Source organism: Streptomyces sp. NPDC048441, assembly GCF_043200235.1.
In the GTDB taxonomy this organism is placed as follows: domain Bacteria; phylum Actinomycetota; class Actinomycetes; order Streptomycetales; family Streptomycetaceae; genus Streptomyces.
This window is the reverse complement of the sequence record NZ_JBICXM010000003.1, coordinates 652634-679274: the sequence shown is the minus strand read 5'-3', so window position 1 is coordinate 679274 and position 26641 is coordinate 652634. Positions and strand designations below refer to the sequence as shown.

Below are 26641 nucleotides of genomic sequence, written 5' to 3'. Positions count from 1 at the left end.
CGGGCCTCGCGTGGGCACGGGGGAGGTGGTCTCCGACACACCTGGGGCCTTTGTGACGTACGTCTACGCGCGGCCGCCCCCCGGCGTGACCGTCGTCGCCGGAAGGTGGTCGAGCCTGCGCAGGATCACGCCCTCGCGCAGCGCCCACGGGCAGATCTCCAGGGTCTCGACCCCGAAGAGATCCATCGCACCCTCCGCGACGAGCGCCCCGGCGAGCAGCTGTCCGGCCCGCCCTTCGGAGACTCCCGGCAGCTCGGCGCGCTCGTCGGCGGTCATCGCGCCAAGCTGCGGAACCCAGTCCTCCAGGGACTTCCGCTTCAGCTCACGCTGTACGTAGAGGCCCTCGGCGGAGCGCGCCGCGCCCGCGAGCCTGGCCAGCTGCTTGAAGGTCTTCGACGTGGCCACGACATGATCCGGGGCACCGAACCGGGCGAACTCCCCCACCGTGCGGGCGATCTGGGCCCGCACATGCCGCCGCAGCACCTTCACGTCGGCCGGGTCCGGCGGATCCTGGGCCAGCCAGGCCCCGGTGAGGCGTCCCGCGCCGAGCGGCAGGCTCACCGCGGCGTCCGGCTCCTCGTCGATGCCGTACGCGATCTCGAGCGAGCCGCCGCCGATGTCGATGACCAGGAGCTTTCCCGCCGACCAGCCGAACCAGCGGCGGGCAGCGAGAAAGGTGAGCCGGGCCTCCTCGGCGCCGGTGAGGACCTGCAGATCGACGCCCGTCTCCTCCCTGACCCGGGCGAGGACCTGATCGGCGTTGCCGGCCTCGCGGACCGCGGAGGTCGCGAACGGCAGCAGATCCTCCACGCCCTTGTCCTCGGCCGCCTCCATCGCCTCGCGCACGGTCGCGACGAGCCGGTCGACGCCTTCGGGGCCGATCGCTCCCGCCTCGTCGAGGAGTTGGGCGAGGCGCAGATCCGCCTTGTGGGAGTAGGCGGGCAGCGGGCGTGCGCCGGGGTGGGCATCCACCACCAGCAGATGCACCGTGTTCGAACCTACGTCGAGGACACCGAGTCTCATATACGGAACGCTACTGCGCCCAGAGCTGTCGCTGGTCCTCGGACCGGGTACCGCGCGCATACCCTGGAGACGTGCCAAAGACGAAAAAGGCGAAGACCGACAAAACGAAGTCGAAGCAGAAGTCGGGGAAGCCGGAGAAGGTGCAGAAGTCCCCGAAGTCCCCGAAGTCACGGCCGGACGAGAAGGGCCTCGACTTCGCCCGTGCCTGGGTGGAGTTCCCGGATCCCGCGGACGACGAGCAGGTCTTCCGCTGCGATCTGACATGGCTGACCTCTCGGTGGAGCTGCATCTTCGGCAGTGGCTGCCAGGGCATCCAGGCGGGCCGGGCGGACGACGGCTGCTGCACTCTGGGCGCCCACTTCTCCGACGAGGACGACGAGAAGCGGGTCGCGGAGTCCGTGGCGCGGCTCACGCCGGACATCTGGCAGCACCACGACATCGGTACGGAGACCGGCTGGGTCTCGACGGACGACGACGGCGAGCGCCAGACCCGCCCGTACAACGGCTCGTGCATCTTCCAGAACCGCCCCGGTTTCGCCGGGGGCGCGGGGTGCTCGCTGCACATCCTGGCCCTGAAGGAGGGCCGCGAGCCGCTGGAGACGAAGCCGGACGTCTGCTGGCAGTTGCCGGTCCGGCGGACGTACGACTGGATCGACCGGCCCGATGACACGCGGATCCTCCAGGTGTCCATCGGCGAGTACGACCGGCGGGGCTGGGGCCCAGGGGGCCACGATCTGCACTGGTGGTGCACGTCCGCGACGTCGGCGCACGGCGCGGGGGACCCGGTGTACGTGTCCTACCGGCCCGAGCTGACGGAGCTGATGGGCAAGGAGGGCTACGACAGGCTCGCCGCCCTGTGCGAGGAACGCCTGGCGGCTCAGCTGCCGTTGCTCGCGCCGCATCCGGCGGATCCTTCGCGGTAGGGGAAATCACCCCTCACCAGGACTCGGCCCGCCGCTGTCGCTCGGCGGCGGTGACGACGTCCCCGGGTCCGACGGGGTCGGGGTCGGATCCGGGGACGTTGGAGTGGGGTCCGGGGTCGACGGCGTAGGCGTCGGGTCCGGGGTCGAGGGAGTCGGCGTCGGCCTGGGCGGCGTCGGGGTCGGGGTCGGCCTGGGGCCGGGAGTCGTCGGGCGCCCCGACCCGCTGCCGTACCCCTCGATCGAGACGATCGCCCCCGCGGGAGCGACGGAGACCCGCGCACTCCAGTGCCCCGCAGGCTCCCTGCTGTGATCGACGTACACCCGGATGGTGAGCCTCTCCCCCGGCGAAAGCGTCCCGGACGACCGGCTCAGGTAGAGCCAGGACGCCCCCGCACTCGCCGACCAGCGGACCGGCTCACCTCCGGACGCGGAGAGCGTGATCAGCGTCGTGCCGCCGCTCGGCTGCGCCGAGACGGTGAGGCGGCCGGCCCCGGTCCCGGAGCGGGACGGGGGCGATCCGGCGCTGATGACCTCTACGGAGACGTCCGGTGAGTGGCTGCCCGCGGTGAAGCGGGGGTCGGGCGGGGTCTGCGCGTTGCCCGCGTTCTCGTAGTCCTCGCGCCTGCGGTCGCCGTTCATCCCGTCGGGGTCCTGGGCCTCGCTCGCGCTGACCGAGCGGCCGTCCTGGCCCTCGCCGGTCAGCGGCGCTCCCCGGTACGCCGCCCAGAGCGCGAGCACCGGAGCGGCCACCACGGTGGCGACGACCGTCGTCGTCACGACGCGCGCGCGCATCCGGTCACGGCGGGCGGCGTGGTCCTTGGGGTCCATCGGGAAGCCGCGCCGGTCGAAGCGCGGACCGCCGCCCCGCGCGCGCGGGACATGCGCCATCGCCACGTGCACGGCGGCCCGCGGGGCCTCGATGACGGGCAGGGCGGCCGGGGACGCCGCCGTGCCCGGCCAGGCTCCGGAGCCCGCGCGCTCGGCGGTGCGGCGGCAGCGCGGGCAGTCGTCGACGTGCCGGACGAGCTCGCGGCGCAGGGCCGTGCCGAGGAGGAGTTGGTTGTCGCCGGTGAGGCGGGCGACGATCGGGCAGGTGCCGGTCTCCACGACGGCGAGCGCGGCACGGGTGCGCTCCACCTCGCAGGCGGCGGACGCGAGGAGGTCGCGGGTCCTGCCGACGTCCATGCCGACGACCGCGGCGACTTCCTGCGGGGTCAGCTGGTGGCGTACGGCGAGCTCCAGGGCCTCACGCTGCTCGGGCGTCGTCCCCGCGGCCTCCGGCCAGGCCAGCTGGGCGAGTTCGCGGCGGCGCTGCCGCTCGGTCTCGGCGTCCGGCTGCGCGGAGTCCGGCTGCGCGGCGTGAGCGGCGGCCTTCGGAGCAGCGGCGCGGGAGGCACCCGATCCGGAGCCGTGCGCGCCCTGCCGCTTGCGCTTGGCGTCGGCGAGAGCGCGCAGGCAGACCCAGCGGGCGAGCGCGTACAGCCAGGGCTTCAGTTCGGCCTCGGTGGCGGGGCCGCGGGAGCCGCGGCGCTCGGCGATGGCGAGCACGTCGCCCAAGGCGGCGGTCGCGACATCGTGATCGCAGAGCACGGACAGGCAGTACGTGAACAGGCCATCCAGACAGGGCTCATAGCGTGCGGGCGGCGCTTGCGGCACCGAGCGGGGCACAACGCGCTGGCGCGCGTCACGATGCGCCCGGTGTGCGCCGGTTGCTTGCGTGGGGGTTTCCGGCCTGCTGCTCATCACCCGTGCGAAGTTAGGCGGATGATGCCGGGTCCCTCCTCCGTCTCGAGCACATTTAATCCTTACGGGTGAACAGATCCCTCAAAAGGGGACAGGAACCCCTGATTCCGTGACCCGCGCCCCGAGCGAGCCGGATCGCGTACGAGGTGGAAGCGGCTCACGTGCGGCGTTGTCAGTCCTGCCCGCTACGGTTCGGTTCATGGCCACCCGCACGAAGACCGGCAACACCGGGAAGCAACGCCCGTCCTATCGCTGCACCGAGTGCGGCTGGCAGACGGCCAAGTGGCTCGGCCGCTGCCCCGAGTGCCAGGCCTGGGGGACGGTCGAGGAGTACGGCGTGCCCGCGGTCCGCACCACGGCCCCCGGCCGTGTCACCTCGTCCGCCCTGCCCATCGGCGAGGTCGACGGCCGCCAGGCCACCGCGCGCTCCACCGGAGTGCCCGAGTTCGACCGCGTCCTCGGCGGCGGCCTCGTCCCCGGCGCGGTGGCGCTCCTCGCGGGCGAGCCAGGCGTCGGCAAGTCCACGCTGCTCCTGGACGTCGCGGCGAAGTCGGCGAGCGAAGAGCACCGCACCCTCTATGTCACCGGCGAGGAGTCGGCGAGCCAGGTCCGCCTGCGCGCCGACCGCATCAAGGCCATCGACGACCATCTCTATCTGGCGGCGGAGACCGATCTCGCCGCCGTCCTCGGTCACTTGGACGCGGTGAAGCCGTCCCTCTTGATCCTCGACTCGGTCCAGACGATCGCCTCTCCGGAGATCGACGGGGCGCCGGGCGGCATGGCCCAGGTCCGCGAGGTCGCGGGCGCGCTGATCCGCGCCTCCAAGGAGCGCGGCATGTCGACGCTCCTGGTCGGCCATGTCACCAAGGACGGCGCGATCGCGGGCCCCCGCCTCCTGGAGCACCTCGTGGACGTCGTCCTGTCCTTCGAGGGTGACCGCCACGCGCGCCTCCGTCTCGTACGGGGCGTCAAGAACCGGTACGGGACGACGGACGAGGTCGGCTGCTTCGAACTGCACGACGAGGGCATCACCGGCCTCACCGACCCCAGCGGCCTCTTCCTCACCCGCCGCGCGGAGGCCGTCCCCGGCACCTGTCTGACGGTCACGCTCGAAGGGCGCCGCCCCCTGGTGGCCGAGGTCCAGGCGCTCACCGTCGACTCCCAGATCCCCTCCCCGCGCCGCACCACATCCGGCCTCGAGACCTCCCGCGTCTCGATGATGCTTGCCGTCCTGGAGCAGCGCGGCCGGATCACGGCACTCGGCAAGCGCGACATCTACAGCGCGACGGTCGGCGGCGTGAAGCTCTCCGAGCCCGCCGCGGACCTCGCGATCGCCCTCGCCCTGGCCAGCGCGGCGAGCGACACCCCGCTGCCGAAAAACCTGGTGGCGATCGGTGAAGTGGGCCTGGCGGGCGAGGTCAGACGGGTCACGGGAGTGCAGCGCAGACTGTCCGAAGCGCACCGTCTTGGCTTCACCCACGCCCTCGTTCCCGCCGACCCGGGCAAGGTCCCGCCCGGTATGAAGGTCATCGAAGTCGCCGACATGGGGGACGCGCTGCGTGCTCTTCCGACGTCGCGTCGCAGAGAGGCCCCACGGAAGGACGAAGACCGCCGGTAGACTTTGCCCTGGTCTCGCCCATCCGTACGAAGTAGACGTACAGCCTGGGCCTGAACAATCCGCGACCCGAGGAGTGCAGTGGCAGCCAACGACCGGGCGTCAGCTCCCGGCAAGCCCGGCGGAAGCTCCGGTGCCGACGGGCTGATGCGCGCCTCCCTGAGCGCGGTCGCGCCCGGTACAGGCCTGCGCGACGGACTCGAGCGCATCCTCCGCGGCAACACCGGAGGGCTCATCGTCCTCGGCTGGGACAAGACCGTCGAGTCGATGTGTACGGGCGGCTTCATCCTGGACGTCGAGTTCACGGCGACGCGCCTGCGCGAGCTCTGCAAGCTCGACGGCGGCATCGTCGTCGACAAGGACATCACCAAGATCCTGCGGGCGGGCGTGCAGCTCGTCCCCGACCCGACGATCCCCACCGAGGAGACGGGCACCCGGCACCGCACCGCGGACCGCGTGTCCAAGCAGGTGGGCTTCCCCATCGTCTCCGTCTCCCAGTCGATGCGCCTCATCGCGCTCTACGTGGACGGGCAGCGCAAGGTCCTCGAGGACTCGGCGGCGATCCTGTCCCGCGCGAACCAGGCCCTGGCCACCCTCGAGCGCTACAAACTGCGCCTCGACGAGGTGGCGGGCACGCTGTCCGCCCTGGAGATCGAGGACTTGGTGACGGTGCGGGACGTCACCGCCGTCGCCCAGCGCCTGGAGATGGTGCGCCGCATCGCCACGGAGATCGCCGAGTACGTGGTGGAGCTGGGCACGGACGGCCGTCTCCTCGCCCTCCAGCTGGACGAGTTGATCGCGGGCGTCGAGCCCGAGCGCGAGCTGGTCGTCCGGGACTACGTGCCGGAACCGACCGCGAAGCGCTCCCGCACGGTCGACCAGGCCCTCTTCGAACTGGACGCGCTTTCGCATGCGGAGCTGCTCGAACTGCCCATCGTGGCGCGGGCCTTGGGTTACACGGGCTCTCCGGAGGCCCTGGACTCCGCGGTCTCACCGCGCGGCTTCCGCCTCCTGGCGAAGGTGCCGCGACTGCCCGGCGCGATCATCGACCGTCTTGTCGAGCACTTCGGAGGGCTCCAGAAGCTGCTCGCTGCGAGCGTCGATGATTTGCAGACGGTGGACGGAGTGGGGGAGGCGCGGGCCCGGAGCGTGCGGGAAGGCCTCTCTCGCCTCGCCGAGTCGTCGATCCTGGAGCGGTACGTCTAGCGGGTGCGGGTGAGTGGGTGGTGGTTTCCCGGCCACCCACCCATTACACCCATTACCCGGCGGTCAGCTGTCCTCCAGGACGAACGACGTCTTCGCCGACCCCAGCCCAGGCGACTTGGCCTCGACAAGATACGTACCGGGGGACGCGCTCCCCGCCGGAGGCGTAGCGCACTTGGGCTCGCTCCCGTGGCGGTCCCACTCCACCGTGTGCGTGACGCGCCCGTCACCCGGCACCCGGAGCAGCAGGCTGCCGCCGCCCGCAGGGCAATCCGCCGAGGACCAGATTTCCTTGTCGCTGTCGGCCTGAGTGATCGTCAGGACCGTTCCCTTGCCGCCGAGATCCACCTTGCAGGCGCTGCCCGCACTGTTCTGGGCGACGATCTCGAACTTCGGCTTCTCACCGATCTCGTACCGGTTGTGGATGCTCCGCAGCTTCAGCTTCACGTCGCCGCTCACGCAGTTGGGCAGCTTCGACCCCGCGGGCAGCTGTCCGCCCGCACCGCCGCCGCCCTTGGCGCCGTCGTCCGAGCCGCTGCCGTCACCACTGCCGTCACCGCTGCCGCCGGACCCTTCGGAGTCGCCGGAGCCGGAGTCACCGCCCGAGCCACCGGAGCCGCCCGAGCCGGAGCCGCCGTCGCCCGACTCGTCACGCCCGCCCGGTTTTTCACTGATGGCGGGCCCGGAGCCGGAGGGGCCGGGCGTGATGGAGGTGGCGGGTCCTGAACCCGAAGGACCGTCGGCGTTGCTCCCTCCGCCCCCTCCCCCGAGGGTGAGCACCCACACGATCAGAAGTGCCAGCGCCCCGATCAGGGACAGCAGAATGGCCCTCCGACGCCAGTAAATGGTGGAGGGAAGCGGCCCGACCGGATTGCGCATAGATCCCACGGCCCAAACCTTACGAGAGATCAGCGCCTTCTCCTGCCCCACCCGCCGCCCTGAGTGACAAAGTTTGCGGATCATCATCCCGGAATGATCCACTCCGCTTCCGTACCTGCTCCGTACCCCTGCTCCGTACCCCTGTCTTTCGTCAGGGGTCGTGACGGGACGATCGCCGGGTGTGACGATTCGGACCCACTCCGTACCGTCCGTAATCATGGACACCATGGACGACGAGCTCTACCGCGACATCACCGATTTCGCCCACGACACCCCTGCCTGGTTCCAGCATCTCGCCGAAGTGTGGACGGAACTCGGCCTGCTGCTCTTCGGCGTGCTCTTCATCGTCGCCTGGTGGCGGGCGAGACGCGGTACCGCGCGTGCCCTCGCCATAGCGGTGCTCGCTCCCCTCGCCACGGCGGTGGCGTACGTGTGCAGCGAGTTGGCCAAGTCCGCGATCGACGAGGAGCGCCCGTGCCGGGCCGTCTCCGGCGCGCTCACCTCACTCGTCGAGTGCCCGCCGCACGGCGACTGGTCCTTCCCCAGCAACCACTCGACGATCGCGGGCGCCGCAGCCGTCGGCCTCGCGCTCGCCTGGCCGCGAATCGCGGCGCTCACGCTGCCGATGGCGGTGCTCATGGCGTTCTCGCGGGTCTTCGTGGGCGTGCACTATCCGCATGACGTGCTGGTGGGCCTGCTGCTCGGAGCCGCGCTCGCTTTCGTCCTCGTACGACTCGCAACACGCCCTGTGGCACGTGTGGGTGAGGCGATGCGCGGTTCGTCGACCGGCATGGTCCGGTGGTTCGCGGGACCGGGAATCCCCCACCCGCACCCCGGCCCCGAGCCGTACGCGGCACGGCACCACCGGCCGACGCACCGCCGCTGAACTGAAAGCAGCACCGCTGAAGCTAGCCCCCCACAAGTCCCGCCTCGTAAGCCACGATCGCCGCCTGGACGCGGTTCTTGACCCCGAGCCGGTCGAGGACCGCGCTCACGTACGCCTTGACCGTGCCCTCGACCAGATGGAGCCGGGCGGCGATCTCCGGGTTGGAGAGCCCCTCCCCGACGAGCCCGAGCACTTCCCTCTCGCGCGGGGTGAGGGCCTCGGTCCTCGCGCGGGCGTCGGCGGCGCGGCCCATGCGCAGTGCTCCGTAGCCGTCGATGACGTGCCGGGCCCCCGCCGCCACCCCTGCCGATCGTCAGGTCCTTGCGGCTTCAGCTCATGTCAGCCGATTCAGCCGGTTCAGCCGGTCAGGGCGGCGAGGGTGGCGTCCAGGTCGGTGGCCTTGGGCTGGTTGTGGGGGAGCTTGGCGAGGACCCTGGCCATGCCGCAGGTGTCGGTGACGGCGGAGAAGACCAGGCCGGAGGCGACGCCCGCGGAGAGCAGGCGGGTTGCCTTCCAGCGCCGTCCGGCGAGGAGGCCGGTCAGGACGAGGGCTCCGGCGGCGAGGCGGACCTGGCGTTCCATCGACCAGGCGGTGCGGGCGCCGGCGGGGCGGTGGGTGTCGTGGCCGAGCCGGGTCCAGGCGGTGGTGCCGCCGGTGAGGCTGGTGGCGGTGATGCCGCTCTCGGCCAGGCTCCGGCAGGCGGTCGCGGAGCGGGCACCGGAGGCGCACACGACGAGGAGGTCGCCACGGGCCGCGGCGGTCTTCAGGGCGGGCAGGGCCACGTCGAGCCGGTCGAGGGGGATGTTGTGGGCGTCGGGCAGGTGGCCGGAGGCGTACTCGCCGGGGGTGCGTACGTCGATGACGGTCAGCTCGTGGAGCCGGGCGACGGCCTGGTCGGCGGTGAGGGTGAGATCGGTGAGCTCGATGGGTGCCACGTGGACTTTCCTTTGCTCTGTTGCGGTTCCCCCTTCGTTAGGATACCCACGGGGGTATCTCGAGGTATCTCGAAGGGGTGTGGGTCATGGAACTGAGGAGTGTGGATCGTGGAACTGGCGATGGCAGCTGAGGAACTGAAGACGGTGATCAACCGGCTGCGCCGGGCGCAGGGGCAGATCGCCGGTGTGATCAAGATGATCGAGGAGGGCCGGGACTGCGAGGACGTGGTGACGCAGCTCGCGGCGGCGTCCCGGGCGCTGGACAAGGCGGGTTTCGCCATCATCGCCACCGGTCTCCAGCACTGTCTGACCGACACGGACATGGCGGCTTCCGGGGACAGGGAACAGATGCGGGCCCGCTTGGAGAAGCTGTTCCTCTCGCTGGCCTGAACGGGAAGTCGTACAAAGACGGGGAGTCATAGAAAGTCAGACAACGTCAGACAACAGCGTCGATGAGCATGAGGGCGGCCACGGCGAGGAGCACGATCGCGAAGGTCCGCCGCAGCAGCTTGCCGGTGACCTTGGCGGCCAGCCTCTTGCCGTCCCAGGCGCCGAGGATCGCGGCCCCGGCGAAGGGGCCGATCACTGCCCAGTCGACGCCGGGGGTGGTGGCGCCGCGGGTGGCCAGGGAGGCCAGTGAGTTCGCCGATATGACCAGCAGGCTGGTGCCGACGGCAGCCCGCATCTCGAACGCGAGCACGGTGACCAGGGCCGGGACAGCGAGGAAGCCGCCGCCGACCCCGAGCAGCCCGGTCAGCGCGCCCAGCCCCGCACCCGTACCGGCGGCCTTCGCGGGCCGCACCCCGGCTGCCGGTCCTGTGGCGGCACGGGTGGGGCGCAGCATGGTGACGGCGGCGAGCGCGGCGACGGCCGCGAAGGCGGCGGTGAGCACCGGTTGGGGCAGCCGGGACGCGGCGGCTCCGGCAGCGGCGGCGGGCAGGAGTCCGGCCGCGGCGAAGAGCGCACCGGCTTTCCAGCGCACGTTGCCGGTACGGGCGTGGGCGTACAGGGCGGTCAGCGAAGTGACGGTGACGATGGTCAGGCTCGCGGTGGTGGCCGCGGCCGGGGTGAAGCCGAGCAGGTAGATCAACGCGGGCACCGCCAGGACACTGCCGCCCCCACCGAGGGCACCGAGCGCGAGCCCGACGACGCCTCCGGCGACGAGGGCCAGGATGAGCGCGCTCACGCTATGGGACCCCTGCTGCTGCGACTGCCTACGCCGCTCCCGCCGTTCGGCCCGGTGGAGGTGGAGTTGGACGAGGTGGAGGAGGTGGAGGAGGAGGCGGAGGAGGCGGAGGAGGTGAGGCCCGCATCCGCTGCCGCCTCGAACCCGTCGTCGACCCCCACCACCTCGCGCCCCGCCGCATCGAGCAGGGACGCGGCGATCGCCGCCCGCATCCCGCCCGCGCAGTGCACCCACACCGTCCCCGGCGGTACGTCCCCGATGCGGCCTGGCAGCTCGTGGATCGGGATGTGGACCGAGCCGTCGATGAAGCCGCCGCCCGCACGCTCGGAATCCCGGCGGACGTCGAGGACCACCACCCGCTCGCCACGCCGCCGCACATCGGCGAGATCGGCGAAGCGGGCGCGCGGGAAGGAGGCGGGGCGCTCGCCCTCGCGGATCCAGTCGGCCGGGTCGCCGGTGGCCGCCGCGGCCGGGCGGTCGATGCCCACCCGGGTCAGCTCGCGCTGCGCGGCGGCTATCTGCTCGGGCGTCCCGGCGAGGAGGGTGACCGGCTTGCCCCACGGGATCAGCCAGGCCAGGTAGGTGGCGAGCTTGCCCTCGCCCTCGAAGTTGAACGACCCCGCGACGTGGCCATCGGCGAAGGCGACCCGGTTGCGCAGGTCCACCACCCACTCCCCCGCCGCGAGGCGGACGGCGATCTCCGCGGCGTCCGCGGGCTCGGGCGGGGTGAGGTCGACGGGGGCGGGGCCCTCGGCGTTGGCGGGGCCCATGTGTGCGTAGTACGCGGGCACGTCGTCCAGGGCGGCGAGCATCCCGGCGACGAAGGAGTCCACGTCCTCGGTCAGCGCGGCGTTGTTCCTGCGCTCGTCGCCGATCGTCGTCGCGCCGCCGTCGACCCGCGAAGGAGAGGAAGACGAGCAGAAGCTGCCGAACCCATGGGTGGGCAGCACCCGCACCTCGTCGGCCAGCTCGGCGGCCAGGCGGTGGGCGGAGGCGTGCTGGGCGCGTGCAAGGCGCTCGGTCAGCCGCGGCTCGACCAGGTCCGGGCGGCCGACCGTGCCGATCAGGAGCGACCCGCCGGTGAACGCGGCCACCCCCCGCCCGTCCTCCTGGAGGGCGTACGAGGTGTGGTGCGGTGTGTGCCCGGGGGTGGCGATCGCGCGGAGCTCCAGGCCCTCGTCCACCGTGACGGAGTCACCGTCGGCGACGGGGGTACGGGCGAACGACACCGAAGCCCCGGCGGGCACCAAGTAGTGGGCTCCGGTGAGACGGGCCAGTTCCAGCCCGCCCGTGACGTAGTCGTTGTGGACGTGGGTCTCGGCCACGTAAGCGATGCGCACCCCGCGCCGTGCCGCCGCGGCGATGACCTGGTCGATGTCGCGCGGAGGGTCCACCACGACAGCGGCGTTGGCCCCTCCTGCCAGGTAGCTGCGGTTGCCCAGGCCTTCGAACTCCAGGGTGTCGACGAAGAACACGGCTGCGACTCCTCTCAAGCGATGTATCCCTGCAAGCGATGCATCCCTGCCGGGTTATTTACCCCGGGGGGTATCTGATGTCCACCGTAACAGGAATACCCCTGGGGGTATTTCTGCAATCACGTTCCACGGCACGCTCCCCCGCGACCGAGTACCCGCGGGGCCAAGGCGGATTCAGACGCACCCCCACCGCCATGCCCCGCCTCGCCCAACCCCCGCCGCCCCCGTGGCAGGATCGTCCTGCCATGACTGCGCCCACGAAGCCCACGCCAATGACAGAGCCGTCCCCCCTCGAGCAAGAGCACGAGCGAGAGCACGAGCAAGAGCACGAGCCCGCCGGCGAGGCCCTGCACAGCCCCGTCATCGCCTGGTTCGACGCGAACGCGCGCGACCTGCCGTGGCGTCGGCCCGACGCGGGGCCCTGGGGCGTGATGGTCAGCGAATTCATGCTGCAGCAGACGCCGGTCAGCCGCGTCCTGCCCGTGTACGAGCAGTGGATCGCCCGCTGGCCCCGCCCCGCCGACCTGGCCAAGGAGGCACCGGGCGAAGCGGTCCGCGCCTGGGGCCGGCTCGGCTACCCCCGTCGCGCGCTCCGGCTGCACGGCGCCGCCGTCGCCATAACGGAACGGCACGGCGGCGACGTACCCACCCGCCACTCCCAGCTGCTCGCCCTGCCCGGCATCGGCGAGTACACCGCCGCGGCCGTCGCTTCCTTCGCCTACGGCCAGCGGCACGCCGTACTCGACACGAACGTGCGCCGCGTCTTCGCCCGCGCCGTCACCGGCGTCCAGTACCCGCCGAACGCCACCACCGCCGCCGAGCGCAAGCTGGCGCGCGCCCTGCTGCCCGCCGACGACGGCACGGCGGCACGCTGGGCCGCCGCCTCCATGGAGCTCGGCGCCCTCGTCTGCACCGCCAAGAACGAGTCCTGTGCCCGCTGCCCCATCGCGCAGCAGTGCGCATGGCAGGCGGCGGGGAAGCCCGCGCACCAAGGACCGGCCCGCCGGGGCCAGACGTACGCGGGAACGGACCGCCAGGTCCGCGGCAAACTGCTCGCGGTCCTTCGCGAGGCGGTGGCTCCCGTGCCGCAGGCGACGCTCGACCGGGTGTGGGACGAGCCCGTGCAGCGGGCCCGCGCACTGGACGGGCTCGTCTCCGACGGCCTCGTGGAACCGCTCCCCGAGGGCCTCTACCGACTCCCCCTGACCTAGGGCCCTTAGCCGACTCCGAAGCCGGGTCCGAAGCCGACTCCAGACCCGGCCGGGCCCCACCTTTACGTCCCGCCTACTTCTGTTACACAACCGACGGAAGGCCGTGCGCCCTCCGGTGGCTGCTCCGCACAGCCCCGTGACAAGCGCTCCGTAGCTTCTAACACGTACCGCACAAGCGGTGGTTGGTCGTAACGGAGGCGGTTGGGTATGGCGCACGGTGAGGTGCTCGAGTTCGAAGAGTACGTCCGCACTCGGCAGGACGCCCTGCTGCGCAGTGCCCGGCGCCTGGTCCCCGACCCCGTCGACGCCCAGGACCTGTTGCAGACCGCGCTCGTACGGACGTACGGCCGCTGGGACGGCATAGCCGACAAGCGGCTCGCGGACGCGTACCTGCGCCGCGTCATGATCAACACGCGTACGGAGTGGTGGCGGGCCCGCAAGCTCGAAGAGGTCCCCACCGAGCAGCTGCCCGACGCGAGCGTGGAAGACTCCACCGAACAGCACGCGGACCGCGCCCTCCTGATGGACATCATGAAGGTGCTCGCACCCAAGCAGCGCAGTGTCGTCGTGCTGCGACACTGGGAGCAGATGTCCACAGAGGAGACCGCCGCCGCACTCGGCATGTCCGCGGGAACGGTCAAGAGCACGCTGCACCGGGCGCTCGCCCGGCTCCGCCAGGAGCTGGAGAGCCGGGACCACGAGAGGCCCGCCACCGGCGTGCTCGAACGTGAGGAGCGGGAGCGTTGCGCGGCCTGAGCAGCTGGGCTTGCAGGACGGTGCGGGCGGGGAGCGCGGGAGCGATCGCGCTCGCCGCCGTCGGCCTTTTGCTCACCGCCTGCTCCACCGGCGGCTCCGGCGCACGGGACGAGGGCCCTGCGAACCGCGGCGAAGCGGTGGTGTCCCCGTCGGCATCCCCTTCGCCATCGGCGACGACTCCTTCCGCGCCCACGCCGCCCACCGACAGTGAAGCGGTGAAGCTGGTCAAGGACGACCCGAAGGTGAGCCGGACGGTCAAGCGCGAGCTGAAGCCCTGCGCCGCCGACGAGTATCCGGTGGACGTCTCGTACGGCAACCTGACCGGAGGCAGCGCCTCCGATGTCGTAGTGAACATCATGACCTGCGGCGATGCGGTCGGTACCAGCACTTACGTGTATCGCGCCGAGGGCAGGAAGTACGAGAATGTCTTCCAGGACGAGGAGCCACCCGTCTACGCGGAGATCGACCGGGGCGACCTGGTGGTCACCAAGCAGCTGTACGAGAAGGGCGACCCGGTGTCGTACCCGTCCGGCGAGGACGTCATCACGTACACGTGGACCGCGAACCACTTCAGGGAGACGGACCGCATCCGCAATCACTACAGCAGCGCGGTGGGCGGCGAAGCGCCCGCTCCGACGGAGGACTGAGAGCAGCCGATGGCAGAGCACACCCACGTCCTGTTCGTCGAGGACGACGACGTCATCCGCGAAGCGACGCAGCTCGCGCTCGAACGGGACGGCTTCGTGGTCACCGCGATGCCCGACGGCCTGCTCGGCCTGGAGGCGTTCCGCGCCGACCGCCCGGACATCGCCCTGCTCGACGTGATGGTGCCCGGCCTCGACGGCGTCTCGCTGTGCCGCCGCATCCGTGACGAGTCCACGGTTCCGGTGATCATGCTCTCCGCGCGTGCCGACTCCATCGATGTCGTACTGGGCCTGGAGGCGGGGGCCGACGACTACGTGACGAAGCCGTTCGACGGCGCCGTCCTGGTGGCCAGGATCCGCGCCGTACTGCGTCGCTTCGGTCATGCGAGCGGCCCCAACTCGGCGGCGCCCGCCGGAGGTGAGGCCGGCTCACCGGACGGTGGCGTGCTGCACTTCGGCGATCTGGAGATCGACACGGAGGGCATGGAGGTCCGCAAGGACGGCACCCCGGTGGCCCTGACGCCGACCGAGATGCGCCTGCTGCTCGAATTCTCGTCCGCGCCCGGCACTGTCCTCTCCCGCGACAAGCTCCTGGAGCGCGTGTGGGACTACGGCTGGGGCGGTGACACACGGGTCGTCGACGTCCATGTGCAGCGGCTTCGTACGAAGGTGGGCCAGGACCGCATCGAGACGGTCCGCGGCTTCGGCTACAAGCTCAAGGCGTGAGCCGCGACGACATGACTGCTGACATGGCAGCTGACATGGCAGCTGAACTGAACTGCACGACGCGGCTCTTCGCCGCGGCACATCTCGGGGGACGTATATGAGCAGGAGGACGGTGGCCGGGCTGCGTGCCCGCGTCCTCGTGAGGCTCGGCCCCCGCCTGCGCACCGGCGTGCGCTGGAAGATCAGCGCGGCGATCGCGCTGGTCGGCGCGCTTGTCGCGGTGGCGCTGAGTCTCGTCGTACACAACGCGGCGCGCGTCTCGATGCTCGACAACGCGCGCGATGTGCAGGACGAGCGGATCCAGTACGCCCAGCGCATCTACGAGACGTCCGGGCGGGCAGGTCAGTTCGGCATGAAGGTCGACGACTCGGAGATGCCCAAGGAGCTCCTCGCGAAGGTGCTCGCCGGGCGGCGCGCCACCTTCGTGGAGGACCACAAGGGCGAGGTGCCGGACATCTGGGCGGCCGTGCCGCTGAGCGACGGCCACGTCCTCTCGCTGCACACCCGCTTCACCGACCGCAGCGCCACGATCATGAAGGATCTCGACCAGGCCCTGGTCATCGGCTCCATCTCGGTCGTCTTCGGCGGGTGCGCGATCGGCGTACTCATCGGCGGCCAGCTCTCGCGGCGGCTGCGCAAGGCGGCAGCCGCGGCCCGGGAGGTCGCGCAGGGGCAGACGGACGTCAGCGTACGAGATGCCATCGGCGGGGTCGTACGCGATGAGACCGACGATCTCGCGCGGTCGGTGGACGCGATGGCGGACGCGCTGAAGCAGCGGCTCGAGGCCGAGCGGCGAGTGACTGCGGACATCGCGCACGAGCTGCGTACGCCGGTGACGGGCCTGCTCACGGCGGCCGAACTCCTTCCGCCAGGCCGCCCGACCGAGCTGGTCAGGGACCGGGCGCAGGCGATGCGCACGCTCGTCGAGGACGTCCTCGAAGTGGCCCGTCTCGACAGCGCGGCCGAGCGGGCCGAGTTGCAGGACCTGCTCCTCGGCGAGTTCGTGACGCGGCGGATCGCGGTGCTGAACTCGGACGTGAGCGTGACGGTGGTCCACGAGTCGGAGGTCACCACCGACCCGCGCCGCCTCGAACGCATCCTGGGCAACCTCCTCGCCAACGCCGCCAAGCACGGGAAGCCGCCGGTCGAGGTGAGCGTCGAGGGCCGTGTGGTGCGGGTGCGCGACCATGGCCCCGGCTTCCCTCCGGGGCTCCTGGAGGAAGGCCCGAGCCGCTTCCGCACCGGCAGCACGGACCGCGCGGGCGTCGGCCACGGCCTTGGCCTCACGATCGCGGCGGGCCAGGCGCGGGTGCTCGGCGCGAGGCTCACCTTCCGCAATGTCTCCCCGGCGGGCGCGGCCCCTGAGGACCCGGCGGAGGGTGCGGTCGCAGTCCTCTGGCTCCCGGAACACGCCCCGACGAACACGGGCAGCTTCCCGATGCTGCAGCTGCCGGGCCGGTAACCGCGGGGGCCCCCCCCCCCGCCCCCCCCGGGGCCCCCCCCCCCCCCCGGGGGCCCCCCCCCCCGGGCGGGGGGGGGGGCCCCGCTCGGCCGAGGGAGGCGGATCGCAGGTCAAACGGCCTCTGCAACCGGTTCCCGCGCTCCGGGTGCGGCGTCCCCAGCCGCACCCTCGGCCAGCTTCTCGGACTCGGAGCCGGAGTCCTTCGGCTCGGAGTCGCTCGACTCAGTGCCCTTCGACTCAGTGCCCTTGGGCTCGGAGTCCTTGGGCGCCGCCCCCCGCAGCGCCACCTCCTTGACGAAGAACGCCGCGATCAGCGCGACGACCCCGATGATCGCGCCCAGCAGGAACGCCGAGTGCGTACCGGCCGACACCGCGTGCTGGTACGCGTCCTGCACCGGGAGCGGCAGCTTCGCCAGGCTCGCCGCGTCCAGCTGCGCGGACTGCTCGGTGACCTTGCCGCCCAGCTGCCCGGCGCGCTCGGACATCGTGTGCTCGACGCGGCTGTTGAAGAGCGCCCCCATGATCGCGACTCCGAAGGAGGAGCCGAGGGTGCGGAAGAGCGTGGCCGAGGACGACGCGACGCCCATGTCCTTCATCTCGACGCTGTTCTGCACGACCAGCATGGTGATCTGCATCAGGCATCCCATGCCCGCGCCGAGCACCGCCATGTAGACGCCGGCCGTGAACCGCGTGGTCTCGGTGTCCATCTGCGAGAGCAGGAAGAGCCCGACGACCATCAGGATGGTGCCGGCGATCGGGAAGATCTTGTACTTGCCGGTGGAGGTGGTGAACCGGCCCGAGAAGAACGAGACGACCATCATCGAGAGCAGCATCGGCAGGAGCAGCAGACCGGAGTTGGTGGCCGAAGCGCCCTGCACCGCCTGCTGGTAGAGCGGCAGGAACAGCATCGCGCCGAACATCAGGAACCCGGTGATGAAGCCGATCAACGACATCAGGGTGAAGTTGAGGTTGCGGAAGATGTGGAGCGGCAGGATCGGTTCGGCGGCCTTCTTCTGCACGATGACGAAGCTGATGAGCGCGACGATGCCGATCGCGATGAGCTCCATGATCACGGTGGAGCTCCAGGCGTACTCCGTGCCGCCCCAGGTGGTGACGAGGACCAGCGAGCTGATGCCGACGGTCAGCAGTGCGGCACCGAGGTAGTCGATGCGCCCCTTCGCCTTCTTCTTCGGCAGGTGCAGCACGGCGGTCACCATGGCGAGCGCGACGGCGCCGAGCGGCAGGTTGATGTAGAAGGCCCAGCGCCAGCCGAGGTGGTCGGTGATGGTGCCGCCGACGAGCGGCCCGCCGATCATGGCGACCGCCATGACACCGGTCATCATGCCCATGTACTTGCCGCGCTCCCGCGGCGAGACGAGCTCACCGATGATCGCCATGACGCCGACCATCAGACCGCCCGCGCCGAGCCCCTGGACGGCACGGAAGCCGATCAGCTGGCCCATGTCCTGCGCCATGCCGCTGAGTGCGGAACCGGCCAGGAAGATCACTATGGAGGTGAGGAAGACGCCCTTGCGCCCGTACATGTCGCCGAGCTTGCCCCAGATGGGGGTCGAAGCCGCGGTCGCCAGCATGTAGGCGGTGACGACCCACGACAGGTGCTCCATGCCGCCGAGGTCACCGACGATCGTCGGCATCGCGGGGCTCACGATCATGTTGTCGAGCATCGCGAGCAGAATCGTGACCATCAGCGCCATCATCACGACGCGCACGCTGCGCGGCTGTGGCGCTTCCTTCGTCTGTTTCGCCGGTGTCTGCCCGTCCGGCTTCTTCTTGGTCTCCACCATGATCCCCACTCCCCAGATTCCCCGACCGCTGACTACTACGTGCGACTGCTGCTGACGACTACTACTTACGACTGCCACTTACTTGCCGCCCGGCAAGCTGGCTACACTGAGGGAAACTAGACCCCTAACTAGCCGGGCGTCAAGTAAGTAAATTCGAGTCCAAGGATTCGAGCCGAGGGAGCCGAGGAGCACCGAGATGGTCACGGACACAAGCGCGGACACGGGCACGGGCGCGGGCGCAGGCCCCGCCAAGCAGCACCGCCGCGGGGACACCCGCCAGCGCATTCAGGACGTGGCCCTCGAACTCTTCGCCGAGCAGGGCTACGAGAAGACGTCACTGCGCGAGATCGCGGAACGTCTGGACGTCACGAAGGCGGCGCTCTACTACCACTTCAAGACCAAGGAAGACATCCTCACCAGCATCTTCGAGGACCTGACAAGGCCCATCGACGCGCTGGTGGAGTGGGGCAAGGAGCAGCCGCGCACGCTGGAGATCAAGCGCACGATCCTGACCCGCTACAGCGAGATCCTCACGAACGCGGCCCCGCTCTTCCGCTTCATGCAGGAGAACCAGGCGACGATGCGGGATCTGAAGACGGGCGAGACCTTCAAGGACCGGATGCTCAGCCTGCTCGACATCTTCAGGGAGCCGGGCTCGCCGATGACGACCCAGGTGCGCTGCTTCAGCGCGCTGTTCACGATGCACGGCGGGATGTTCGCGCTCAAGGACGCCGAAGGCGACCCCGAGGAGAAGCGCAAGGCCATCCTCGAGGTCGCCATCGATCTGGTGACGCAGGCACACGAAGGCGCCTGAAAAACACCCGTCCGTCAGACGGTGACGCCCACGGAGTGCAGGAACGCGACCGGGTCGACGGCGGAACCGTAGTTCGGGGTCGTACGAATCTCGAAGTGCAGGTGCGGGCCGCTGGAGTTGCCGGTGTTGCCGGAAGCGGCGATGTGCTGGCCGGTGCCGACGGTCTGGCCGACGCGCACGTCGATCTTGGACAAGTGCGCGTACTGCGAGAACGTGCCATTGTCGTGCTTGATCACGATGGCGTTGCCGTACGCGGGACCGTCACCGGCGCCGTTGCCGCCGGCCTTGACGACGGTGCCGTTGTGCGCGGCCTCGACGGACGTGCCGATCGGCACGGCGAAGTCCTGGCCGGAGTGCTTGCTGGACCACATGTTGCCGCCGAGTCCGAAGGACGCGGAGAGCGTGTACTTGTCGACCGGGTCCTGCCAGGAGACGGCCTTCTTGGCGGCGGCCTGCTTGACCTTGGCGGCGGCCTGCTGAGCCTTGCCCGCGGCCTTGGCCTGCGCGTCGGCCTGCGCCGAGATCGAGCTGGCGGAGACGCCGGGCAGTGCGCCGCTCTTGGCGTCCGCGGCGGCCGCGATCCCGGTGCCGAGAACTGCCGACGCTCCGAGCCCGAGGCCCGCGACGGTGATGACGGCCGTCCGCGTACGGAGCAGGGACAGGCCGGACTGGTGGGACGTGGCGCGCTTCGACATGGCGGATGACCTCCGGGATGGGGAGCGTGTGACATGCAGTGCGGTGCGTCTACATGCCGGGCACAAAGGGACCCGGCATACGCAGCTCTGCGTCCCGCCGGGTTGGCCATCCCTTGGTAACCCGCACCTGGCCACCCACTCAAACCCCCCATCTACTACCGAAAGCCGTAGCTCTTCGCCTGACTTTCTCCTCCTTGACACCCCCAAATCCCGACAATTCCCCCTTCAACTACTTACGCGATTTAGCCCTCAAGGCCGGGTTTAACCCCACTTCGGAGGGGTGCCCGAGGCCAGCACAGGCCCGAGTCCGCCCTCCGGCCCCCCGGTGAGCCAAAGGTCCCGGGGGTTGCGGACCGAAGGTCCTTTCCCCTACCCCGAACGGGGCCACTATTCCGCCTAGTACCGGACATATCGCCTGTGCGTCATGTCACCGGGCCCCGAGATCCACAACCTCCGGGATGTGACCGGCGCTACGCTGCGGCGCATGGATCCCGCGGTCATAGGCGCCCGGCTCGCCTCGAGCGTCGTAGCTCCTCTGATCAAGAAGTTGTTCGTACGAGAGGGACCGGGCGCGGGCCTGGTGGAGAACCCCGTCCGGCTCTCGGGGCTCGTGTCCTTCCGGGGCGAGAAACGGAAGCTGACCGACAAGGATCTGGCGAGGCTGGCGGCGGAGCTGGTGCGCCAGACCGTACGGGCCTCCGGCGAGCGCGCCGTACCCGCAGACGAGGAGCAGGCCGTCACCGACGCCCTGACCCGCACCCTCCACTCCCTGGGTGACCTCACCCTCACGGACGCCCAGGCGGTCGAACTCGGCCACAACGCCCTTGCGCTGCGCCTGCGCCGGGCGAGCGGCAACCCGGACCGTGACCTGTCGGCGGACGCGGCGTACTTCTACGACCGTCTGCTCGACACGACCTGCCTGCACATCCTGCACTTCTTCACGCAGCGGTCCGCCTTCGTGGCCCGGACGCTGGTGGAGCAGAGCCGCCGCCAGTCCGAACTGATCGCCAAGATGGACGAGTTGATCGCGCGCAACCCGCTCCCCGGCACGGAGGACGTGGCTTTCGAGCAGCGGTATCTCGCGTACGTCGCGAAGAAGCACGGGAAGCTGACGATCTTCGGGATCGACCTGGCCAATTCGCCGGGGCGGTGGCCGTTGGATGCGGCGTACATGTCGTTGGAGGCCACGGGGAGCTCTTGGCTCGTCCACATGCCTGCCAGGGAGGTGGCCCACGGTCTTTCACTGGAGGGGGCCGAGCACGAGCGGTGGGTGAACGAGGTGAAGCACATCGCCTCTGCCCCTCGGCCCGCCGATCAGTCGCTTGCCACCCACGACCGCGTCCTCCTGCGAGGCGAGGCAGGTTCCGGCAAGACCACGCTCATCCAGTGGCTGGCGGTGAGCGCCGCGCGCTCCGCCCCGGACGACGAGCGCATGACGTACCTCTACGACCGCATCCCCTACGTACTCCCCCTGCGCACCCTCACCCGTCACGGCGAGCGTCTCCCCGCCCCCAAGGACTTCCTCTCGGCGGTCGACTCCCCGCTGGCCGGTACGCAGCCCAGGGGCTGGGAGTCCCGCGTCCTGGCAGCGGGGCGGGCCCTGGTCCTGGTGGACGGCATCGACGAGATCCCCGACGCCGAGCGCTCCCGCACCCGCGCCTGGCTCAGCGACCTGATCGACGCCTACCCCGGAAACCGCTGGCTGGTCACATCCCGCCCCTCGGCCGTACGCGAGGACTGGCTCACCGAAGAGGACTTCACCGAGCTCACGCTCTCCCCGATGAGTCCCACGGACGCGGCGGCCTTCATCAGCCGCTGGCACGTGGCCGCACGCACGGGTGCGGCGGATGAGGACGCCGCGCTCGCCTCGTACGAGAGTCAGCTCCTCGACGCGGTCCATGCGAAGCCCGACCTCGGCCTCCTGGCCACCAACCCCCTGATGTGCGGACTGATCTGCGCGCTGCACCGCGACCGCAGAGGCTTCCTCCCCCTCGGCCGCAAGGACCTCTACACGGCAGCCCTCTCCATGCTCCTGATCCGGCGTGACCGCGAGCGGCACATGGACGTACCCGACCTGCGGGAGGAGCCGCAGCTACAACTGCTCCAACGCCTCGCCTACTGGCTGATCCGCAACGGCCGCCAGACGATGGACCGTTCGCGGGCGGAGACGATCATCGCGGACGCCCTCCCGTCGGTCCCGGAGGTAGCCACGCTCGGCGACGCGAAGGCGGTCTTCGAGCATTTCCTCCACCGCAGCGGCCTGCTCCGCGAACCCGCCCCGGGCGCGGTCGACTTCATCCACCGCACGTTCCAGGACTTCCTCGGCGCACGGGCTGCGGTCGACGATGGCGACTTCGGCGTGCTGGCGCGCCATGCGGCGGACGACCAGTGGGAGGACGTCATCCGCATGGCGGTGGCGCACGCGCGGCCTCGTGAACGGGTGGAATTCTTCCGGGAGTTGCTCGCCTTCGGGGACGGTCACGCCCAGGAGCGCGCCCGGGTACGAGTGCATCTGCTCGCGGCGGCCTGCCTGGAGCACGCGGCCGAGCTGTCGCCGGAGGTGCGGGAGCAGGTGGAGCGGCGGTTGGCCGAGGTGATTCCACCCCGGAGCCCGGAGGCCGCCCGCGAACTGGCTGCGGTCGGACCCATGGTCCTGGACCTGCTGCCGGGCCCGAACGGCCTTGACGACGAGGCGGCCGGTCACGTCGCGATCACCGCGACGAGCATCCCGTCCGATGCCGCGATCCCCTTCCTCGCCCGCTTCGCGCGCCACCCGGCGCTGGCCGTGCACAGCCAGCTCATGTGGGGATGGAGTCGCTACGACTGCCGCAGATACGCGGAACAGGTCATCGCTCAACTCAACAACGGGGAGACCTACTTCACGATCCGCAGCGACGACCAGATCACGGAACTCGAACGACTGGGAATCCGCCCGAACCTCCTGGACATCCGGGGAACAGTCACCCCCGCAGCCGCCTCCCGCCTGCTGGCGTCCTGCACCCCCACGTTCCTCTCACTCAGGGTGCCGCCTTCGCACCTCACTCCCGAGGCCCTCCAGGCGCTGAGCGAACTGGATCAACTACGTCTCATGGAGATCATCGAACCCTGGACCCTGGACCTGTTCCCCGTCGAGGCCCCGCTGCGCACCCTGGCCCTCTCCGGCTCCACTCGCGCGGTGCACGATCTGCACCGCATGGACAGATGGCCGCAGCTGGAGTGGGTCATCTTCGGCAGCTCGGATGGTCCGCGCACACCCGCTGTCTGGGAGGCCCTCGCACGACTCCCACGCCTCACCCGGCTGGACCTGACCTCCAGCTATCTCGCCGACGCGCCGTCCGGACTGGCCCTGCCCGGCGTGACCGAGCTGTCCCTGCTGCACGAAGGCGGCGACTGGACGGCGGCGGCATCCCGCGTCAGCGAAGTCCTCCCGGGCCTCACGCATGTGTCCGTGTACGGGCACACCGGCCAGGAGAAGGTCACCGTCGCCCCCTTGGCGCGCCTCTCCGCCCTGAGGCACCTGACGGTCTCCATCCCTCAGGTGTCCGACCTCGACGCGCTCCCCCCGCACATCGAAGTACGCGACATCCACCCCCTCACCGATTGAGCTGAAACCACACCCCCTTGCCGCCCCCGGTAGGCGTCACCCCACAGAGATCCGACAGCGCGGTCACGAGAAACAGCCCTCGCCCGTCCTCGTCGTCGACGGGTGCCCGCCGGGGCGCGGGCAGCTGAGCACTCCCGTCGTACACGGAGACGCGTACGTGGGTCGCGGCGACGGCGGCTCTCAGGTGCACGTCGCCTTTGGTGTGCCGGTGGACGTTGGTCACCAGCTCCGAGGTGCAGAGCGCGGCGGCGTCGGCGAGGTGGTCGAGGCCCAGGGTTTCCAGGGCTCCGCGTACGAAGTCGCGGCAGATCTTGGGGGAAGTGGCGTTAGCTGGGGCGAACAGGGTGTAGGTGTGCGGGAGTTCAGTGTCCGGCCCGTTTGCGTAGTCGTACACGGGTACGCCCATGAGACGCCTCCAAGGCGTGCGTCGGGGGTTCGCTGTGACGGTGATCGCCTGATCGCCTAGCCGCAGTGGCCTACCGCCCCTCGCGGGCAAGTCGCCGTCCGGCACGGGGACTTGGATCGGGCAGTGCGCTTCTGCGGTCAGGCGTGGGGTGCTGTTCGCTTTCGCAGCGAGGCTTCCACCATCAGCGTGTGAGCGTCGCGGTACTCACCGTAGCGAAATTGGGGTTACTTGTTCAACCTGAACGCCATCTTTGGTGGACCGACTGCCCGGCACGGGGCAAACTGACCCCACCTTCACGAGGAGAGACGGCGTTGGCACTGCGAACAGCCCCCACCGAGCGGCAGCTCCGAATCGGATTCGAGCTCCGAACGTTGCGTGAGCGCAGCGGATTGACTGTGCAGGCAGCCGGAGAAGTCATCGACATGGGCCGCGTCCACCTGACCCACGCGGAGAACGGCCGCACCCCGATCTCCGCCGAGCGCATCCGGACCCTGTGCCGCACCTACGGGGTTACTAGTTCGACCTTTACCGACGCTCTGGTCAGCCTCGCCGAGTCGAACGGCAAGGGCTGGTGGAGCAGCCACAAGTCCCAACTCCCGGCCTCGGCACTGGACCTGGCCGAGCTGGAGGCAGAAGCCTCAGGGCTCCGCTTGTACGAGTCGCTGTTCCTCCCGGGACTGTTCCAAGTCGAGGGCTACACCCGAGCCATCTTCGAAGCCAGCGACACCGTGAGCAGCGCGGCGGAGATCGACACCGCCGTCCGCTTCCGCCAAGAGCGCCAGTGCGTCCTCACGGCCGAGCGGCCGCCTTACGTTCATGCCGTCATCCACGAAGCCGCGCTCCACATGCGCTTCGGCGGCGCGGAAGTCATGCACCAGCAGTTGCTCAAGCTGGTGGAACTATCCGAACTCCCCCATGTGGACATCCAGATCATGCCCTTCACCGCAGTCGCGGTGTCGGCGCTCACAACGCCGTTCTGCCATATCGCCTCGCACGACAGCGCGCTGGAAACCGTACTCCTGGAGCATCCGGCGCAGTCGATGTTCCTGCACGAGGAGGGCACTCTGGCGAAGTACCGCCGCCAGTTCGAACGACTCCGTGCCGCAGCGCTCCCCGCCATCGACGCAACGGTGATCCCGGTGAAGCACGCGGCACGGGACTCGCTCGGCCTCGTCCAACACGTTCTGTACACCCTGCAGGGAGCTCAAGCATGACCATGCTGGACTGGCAGAAGTCGTCGTACAGCGGCGACCAGGCCAACTGCGTATACGTTGCCGCAACGCGCGAAGCGGGGACCATCCACCTCCGAGAGAGCGACACCCCGGAGACAACCCTCACCACAACACCCACCGCGCTCGCAGCCCTGATACGCACCCTCACACGGGGCCCCGCCGAACCGCTCAGCCACAGCCGTTGACCTGCGAGCGCTGATACCAGGAACGTCCGCTCCGGCCACCCGTCTGGGTGAACTGACACCAACTCCCCCCGCGTAAAGGCCCCGTACGCAAATCTCGGCCCCATGCGCAAGATCACCGATGCCGAATCGGGAGCCGGGCCGGACGCCAAGGCCACCATCCCCGCCCAGCCGCACCGCAACGCCCTGCCGTCCTGGTACGACGACCTGCTGGGCGAGATCAAGGACACCGTCGCAGGCGCACGCCTCCGTGCCCAGCGTGCTGTGAACACCGAGCTGGTCCGGATGTACTGGCAGATCGGGAAGCTGATCCTCGACCGCCAGGAGCAGGAGGGCTGGGGCACCAAGGTCGTGGCCCGCCTCGCCGCCGACCTGAAGAGCACCTTCCCGAACCGGCGCGGCTTCTCCCGCCGCAACCTGATGTACATGCACAAAATGGCCCGTAGCTGGCCGGAGCCAATTGTGCAGCAGCCTGCTGCACAATTGCCTTGGGGGCACGTCATGGTCCTCCTGGACAAGCTCGAAACCCGCCCCGAGCTGGACTTCTACGCCAACGAAGCCGTGCGCAACGGCTGGTCCCGCGCCATCCTGGAGCGCTTCATCCAGCAGGGGCTGCACCTCACCCAGGGGTCCGCCGCCAACAACTTCGCGGCGACCGTCCCCGACGGGTCCGACGTCCTCAAAGAGCTGGCCCGCGACCCCTACCGTCTGGACTTCCTGGGGCTCGACAAGCATCACGCCGAGCGGGAGCTCGAAGAGGCCATCGTCGCCGGGATGATCCGCTTCCTGACCGAACTCGGCGTCGGATTCGCCTTCGTAGGCCGCCAGTACCCCGTCATCATCGGCGGCGACGAGTTCCGTATCGACCTGCTCTTCTACCATCTGAAGCTGCACCGCTACTTCGTCTTCGAGCTGAAGACGAAGGACGTGCGCCCCGAGCACATCGGCAAGCTCAACTTCTATGTCAGCGTGGTCGATCAGCTGGTGCGCGACTCCCAGCGCGACGACGCGACCATCGGTTTCCTCATCGGAGCCAGCCACAACAAGGCGGCCGTACAGCTCGCCCTCGACGCCAGCAACAACCCGATGGCCGTGACGTCCTACTCCACACTCAAACCTGCCGACCGTGAGCTCGTGCCCACGGAGGAGGACTTGTCACGCGTCGTTCAGGAAGCCATCGACGGTGTCGAACTCTGATGCGTTCCAACGGAGTTCCATCGGGGCTCCATTGGAAT

The 26641-nt window shown here is 70.0% G+C and carries 24 protein-coding genes and 1 pseudogene; 15 read left to right on the top strand and 10 right to left on the bottom strand.

Going from position 1 to position 26641, the window contains the following annotated elements:
• Positions 1-63 precede the first annotated feature (63 nt).
• The gene (locus tag ACGFSB_RS11055; RefSeq protein ID WP_393396975.1) at positions 64-1023 is read right to left on the bottom strand and encodes a Ppx/GppA family phosphatase; all 960 of its coding nucleotides are present in this window, start codon (positions 1021-1023) and stop codon (positions 64-66) included.
• A 71-nt stretch (positions 1024-1094) separates the two neighbouring features.
• On the opposite strand from ACGFSB_RS11055, the gene ACGFSB_RS11050 reads away from it, so the two are divergent.
• The gene (locus tag ACGFSB_RS11050) at positions 1095-1946 is read left to right on the top strand and encodes a hypothetical protein (protein ID WP_393396973.1); all 852 of its coding nucleotides are present in this window, start codon (positions 1095-1097) and stop codon (positions 1944-1946) included.
• Between the two features lie 6 nt (positions 1947-1952).
• On the opposite strand, the gene ACGFSB_RS11045 is transcribed toward ACGFSB_RS11050, so the two are convergent.
• On the bottom strand, positions 1953-3689 hold the full coding sequence (locus tag ACGFSB_RS11045) for a hypothetical protein (RefSeq protein WP_393396971.1): 1737 nt from the start codon (positions 3687-3689) through the stop codon (positions 1953-1955).
• A 199-nt stretch (positions 3690-3888) separates the two neighbouring features.
• On the opposite strand from ACGFSB_RS11045, the gene radA reads away from it, so the two are divergent.
• On the top strand, positions 3889-5307 hold the full coding sequence (radA, locus tag ACGFSB_RS11040) for a DNA repair protein RadA (RefSeq protein ID WP_393396969.1): 1419 nt from the start codon (positions 3889-3891) through the stop codon (positions 5305-5307).
• Between the two features lie 78 nt (positions 5308-5385).
• Positions 5386-6510 carry a DNA integrity scanning diadenylate cyclase DisA gene (gene disA / locus ACGFSB_RS11035; protein WP_393396967.1) on the top strand — a complete coding sequence of 375 codons (1125 nt, stop codon included), beginning with the start codon at positions 5386-5388 and terminating at the stop codon, positions 6508-6510.
• A gap of 63 nt (positions 6511-6573) precedes the next feature.
• Here disA and ACGFSB_RS11030 read toward each other — a convergent pair whose 3' ends face one another.
• Positions 6574-7395, bottom strand: a complete 822-nt coding sequence (locus tag ACGFSB_RS11030) for a hypothetical protein (protein ID WP_393396965.1) — start codon at positions 7393-7395, stop codon at positions 6574-6576.
• Between the two features lie 217 nt (positions 7396-7612).
• Here ACGFSB_RS11030 and ACGFSB_RS11025 point away from each other — a divergent pair, with 217 nt between their 5' ends.
• On the top strand, positions 7613-8272 hold the full coding sequence (locus tag ACGFSB_RS11025) for a phosphatase PAP2 family protein (protein WP_393397052.1): 660 nt from the start codon (positions 7613-7615) through the stop codon (positions 8270-8272).
• 22 nt (positions 8273-8294) lie between these two features.
• Here ACGFSB_RS11025 and ACGFSB_RS11020 read toward each other — a convergent pair.
• Together ACGFSB_RS11020 and ACGFSB_RS11015 are read right to left on the bottom strand one after the other, a co-directional pair.
• Positions 8295-8522, bottom strand: a pseudogene (locus ACGFSB_RS11020) (response regulator transcription factor); the annotation flags it as partial.
• Between the two features lie 107 nt (positions 8523-8629).
• A complete protein-coding gene (locus ACGFSB_RS11015) occupies positions 8630-9208 on the bottom strand; it encodes a rhodanese-like domain-containing protein (protein ID WP_393396964.1) in 579 nt (192 codons plus the stop codon).
• Between the two features lie 108 nt (positions 9209-9316).
• On the opposite strand from ACGFSB_RS11015, the gene ACGFSB_RS11010 reads away from it, so the two are divergent.
• The gene (locus tag ACGFSB_RS11010) at positions 9317-9598 is read left to right on the top strand and encodes a metal-sensitive transcriptional regulator (protein WP_393396962.1); all 282 of its coding nucleotides are present in this window, start codon (positions 9317-9319) and stop codon (positions 9596-9598) included.
• A 46-nt stretch (positions 9599-9644) separates the two neighbouring features.
• Here the strand turns inward: ACGFSB_RS11010 and ACGFSB_RS11005 are convergent, their stop codons facing one another.
• Positions 9645-10394, bottom strand: coding sequence for a sulfite exporter TauE/SafE family protein (locus tag ACGFSB_RS11005; RefSeq protein ID WP_393396961.1), 750 nt, complete (start codon positions 10392-10394; stop codon positions 9645-9647).
• Entirely contained in the window at positions 10391-11869 is a 1479-nt protein-coding gene (locus ACGFSB_RS11000) for a rhodanese-like domain-containing protein (RefSeq protein ID WP_393397050.1), read from the bottom strand. Before ACGFSB_RS11000 ends, ACGFSB_RS11005 begins: the two co-directional genes overlap by 4 nt.
• 245 nt (positions 11870-12114) lie before the next feature.
• On the opposite strand from ACGFSB_RS11000, the gene ACGFSB_RS10995 reads away from it, so the two are divergent.
• The 5 genes from ACGFSB_RS10995 (at position 12115) to cseC (ending at position 16668) form a co-directional block, all read left to right on the top strand.
• The gene (locus ACGFSB_RS10995) at positions 12115-13080 is read left to right on the top strand and encodes an A/G-specific adenine glycosylase (RefSeq protein ID WP_393396959.1); all 966 of its coding nucleotides are present in this window, start codon (positions 12115-12117) and stop codon (positions 13078-13080) included.
• 207 nt (positions 13081-13287) lie between these two features.
• Positions 13288-13836 carry a SigE family RNA polymerase sigma factor gene (locus ACGFSB_RS10990; protein ID WP_393396957.1) on the top strand — a complete coding sequence of 183 codons (549 nt, stop codon included), beginning with the start codon at positions 13288-13290 and terminating at the stop codon, positions 13834-13836.
• The gene (locus tag ACGFSB_RS10985; RefSeq protein WP_393396955.1) at positions 13824-14483 is read left to right on the top strand and encodes a hypothetical protein; all 660 of its coding nucleotides are present in this window, start codon (positions 13824-13826) and stop codon (positions 14481-14483) included. The genes ACGFSB_RS10990 and ACGFSB_RS10985 overlap by 13 nt, the downstream gene beginning before the upstream one ends.
• Positions 14484-14492: 9 nt before the next feature.
• The gene (gene cseB, locus ACGFSB_RS10980; protein ID WP_393396953.1) at positions 14493-15206 is read left to right on the top strand and encodes a two-component system response regulator CseB; all 714 of its coding nucleotides are present in this window, start codon (positions 14493-14495) and stop codon (positions 15204-15206) included.
• Positions 15207-15303: 97 nt separating this feature from the next.
• On the top strand, positions 15304-16668 hold the full coding sequence (gene cseC / locus ACGFSB_RS10975; RefSeq protein ID WP_393396952.1) for a two-component system sensor histidine kinase CseC: 1365 nt from the start codon (positions 15304-15306) through the stop codon (positions 16666-16668).
• 110 nt (positions 16669-16778) lie between these two features.
• Here the strand turns inward: cseC and ACGFSB_RS10970 are convergent, their stop codons facing one another.
• On the bottom strand, positions 16779-18473 hold the full coding sequence (locus ACGFSB_RS10970) for an MDR family MFS transporter (protein ID WP_393396950.1): 1695 nt from the start codon (positions 18471-18473) through the stop codon (positions 16779-16781).
• A gap of 196 nt (positions 18474-18669) precedes the next feature.
• Between ACGFSB_RS10970 and ACGFSB_RS10965 the strand changes: the two genes are divergently transcribed.
• Positions 18670-19287, top strand: a complete 618-nt coding sequence (locus ACGFSB_RS10965; protein ID WP_393396948.1) for a TetR/AcrR family transcriptional regulator — start codon at positions 18670-18672, stop codon at positions 19285-19287.
• Positions 19288-19301: 14 nt separating this feature from the next.
• On the opposite strand, the gene ACGFSB_RS10960 is transcribed toward ACGFSB_RS10965, so the two are convergent.
• On the bottom strand, positions 19302-19982 hold the full coding sequence (locus ACGFSB_RS10960; RefSeq protein ID WP_393396946.1) for a M23 family metallopeptidase: 681 nt from the start codon (positions 19980-19982) through the stop codon (positions 19302-19304).
• Positions 19983-20466: 484 nt separating this feature from the next.
• Between ACGFSB_RS10960 and ACGFSB_RS10955 the strand changes: the two genes are divergently transcribed.
• Entirely contained in the window at positions 20467-23586 is a 3120-nt protein-coding gene (locus ACGFSB_RS10955; protein WP_393396944.1) for an NACHT domain-containing protein, read from the top strand.
• Here the strand turns inward: ACGFSB_RS10955 and ACGFSB_RS10950 are convergent.
• Positions 23576-23992 (bottom strand): ATP-binding protein, encoded by a 417-nt coding sequence (locus ACGFSB_RS10950; protein WP_393396943.1) that lies wholly within the window; start codon positions 23990-23992, stop codon positions 23576-23578. The two genes, ACGFSB_RS10955 and ACGFSB_RS10950, sit on opposite strands and share 11 nt — an antisense overlap.
• A 218-nt stretch (positions 23993-24210) precedes the next feature.
• Here ACGFSB_RS10950 and ACGFSB_RS10945 point away from each other — a divergent pair, with 218 nt between their 5' ends.
• The 3 genes from ACGFSB_RS10945 to ACGFSB_RS10935 all read left to right on the top strand — a co-directional run bounded on the left by ACGFSB_RS10945 (position 24211) and on the right by ACGFSB_RS10935 (position 26603).
• The gene (locus ACGFSB_RS10945; protein WP_393397048.1) at positions 24211-25206 is read left to right on the top strand and encodes a helix-turn-helix domain-containing protein; all 996 of its coding nucleotides are present in this window, start codon (positions 24211-24213) and stop codon (positions 25204-25206) included.
• Positions 25203-25409: a DUF397 domain-containing protein gene (locus ACGFSB_RS10940; protein WP_393396941.1), complete on the top strand. Its 207-nt coding sequence runs from the start codon at positions 25203-25205 to the stop codon at positions 25407-25409. The genes ACGFSB_RS10945 and ACGFSB_RS10940 overlap by 4 nt, the downstream gene beginning before the upstream one ends.
• A gap of 102 nt (positions 25410-25511) precedes the next feature.
• A complete protein-coding gene (locus tag ACGFSB_RS10935) occupies positions 25512-26603 on the top strand; it encodes a YhcG family protein (protein ID WP_393396939.1) in 1092 nt (363 codons plus the stop codon).
• The last annotated feature ends 38 nt before the right edge of the window (positions 26604-26641 follow it).

Excerpts from the sequence above, each read along its gene's own strand:
- cseB (WP_393396953.1), top strand. The coding sequence starts at position 14,493 with ATGGCAGAGCACACCCACGTCCTGTTCGTCGAGGACGACGACGTCATC.
- radA (WP_393396969.1), top strand. The coding sequence starts at position 3,889 with ATGGCCACCCGCACGAAGACCGGCAACACCGGGAAGCAACGCCCGTCC.
- ACGFSB_RS10940 (WP_393396941.1), top strand. The coding sequence starts at position 25,203 with ATGACCATGCTGGACTGGCAGAAGTCGTCGTACAGCGGCGACCAGGCC.
- ACGFSB_RS11055 (WP_393396975.1), bottom strand. The coding sequence starts at position 1,023 with ATGAGACTCGGTGTCCTCGACGTAGGTTCGAACACGGTGCATCTGCTG.
- ACGFSB_RS10955 (WP_393396944.1), top strand. The coding sequence starts at position 20,467 with ATGGATCCCGCGGTCATAGGCGCCCGGCTCGCCTCGAGCGTCGTAGCT.
- ACGFSB_RS10995 (WP_393396959.1), top strand. The coding sequence starts at position 12,115 with ATGACTGCGCCCACGAAGCCCACGCCAATGACAGAGCCGTCCCCCCTC.
- ACGFSB_RS10990 (WP_393396957.1), top strand. The coding sequence starts at position 13,288 with ATGGCGCACGGTGAGGTGCTCGAGTTCGAAGAGTACGTCCGCACTCGG.
- ACGFSB_RS11025 (WP_393397052.1), top strand. The coding sequence starts at position 7,613 with ATGGACGACGAGCTCTACCGCGACATCACCGATTTCGCCCACGACACC.
- ACGFSB_RS10950 (WP_393396943.1), bottom strand. The coding sequence starts at position 23,992 with ATGGGCGTACCCGTGTACGACTACGCAAACGGGCCGGACACTGAACTC.
- cseC (WP_393396952.1), top strand. The coding sequence starts at position 15,304 with ATGAGCAGGAGGACGGTGGCCGGGCTGCGTGCCCGCGTCCTCGTGAGG.
- ACGFSB_RS10965 (WP_393396948.1), top strand. The coding sequence starts at position 18,670 with ATGGTCACGGACACAAGCGCGGACACGGGCACGGGCGCGGGCGCAGGC.
- ACGFSB_RS10960 (WP_393396946.1), bottom strand. The coding sequence starts at position 19,982 with ATGTCGAAGCGCGCCACGTCCCACCAGTCCGGCCTGTCCCTGCTCCGT.
- ACGFSB_RS10935 (WP_393396939.1), top strand. The coding sequence starts at position 25,512 with ATGCGCAAGATCACCGATGCCGAATCGGGAGCCGGGCCGGACGCCAAG.
- ACGFSB_RS10970 (WP_393396950.1), bottom strand. The coding sequence starts at position 18,473 with ATGGTGGAGACCAAGAAGAAGCCGGACGGGCAGACACCGGCGAAACAG.
- ACGFSB_RS11045 (WP_393396971.1), bottom strand. The coding sequence starts at position 3,689 with ATGAGCAGCAGGCCGGAAACCCCCACGCAAGCAACCGGCGCACACCGG.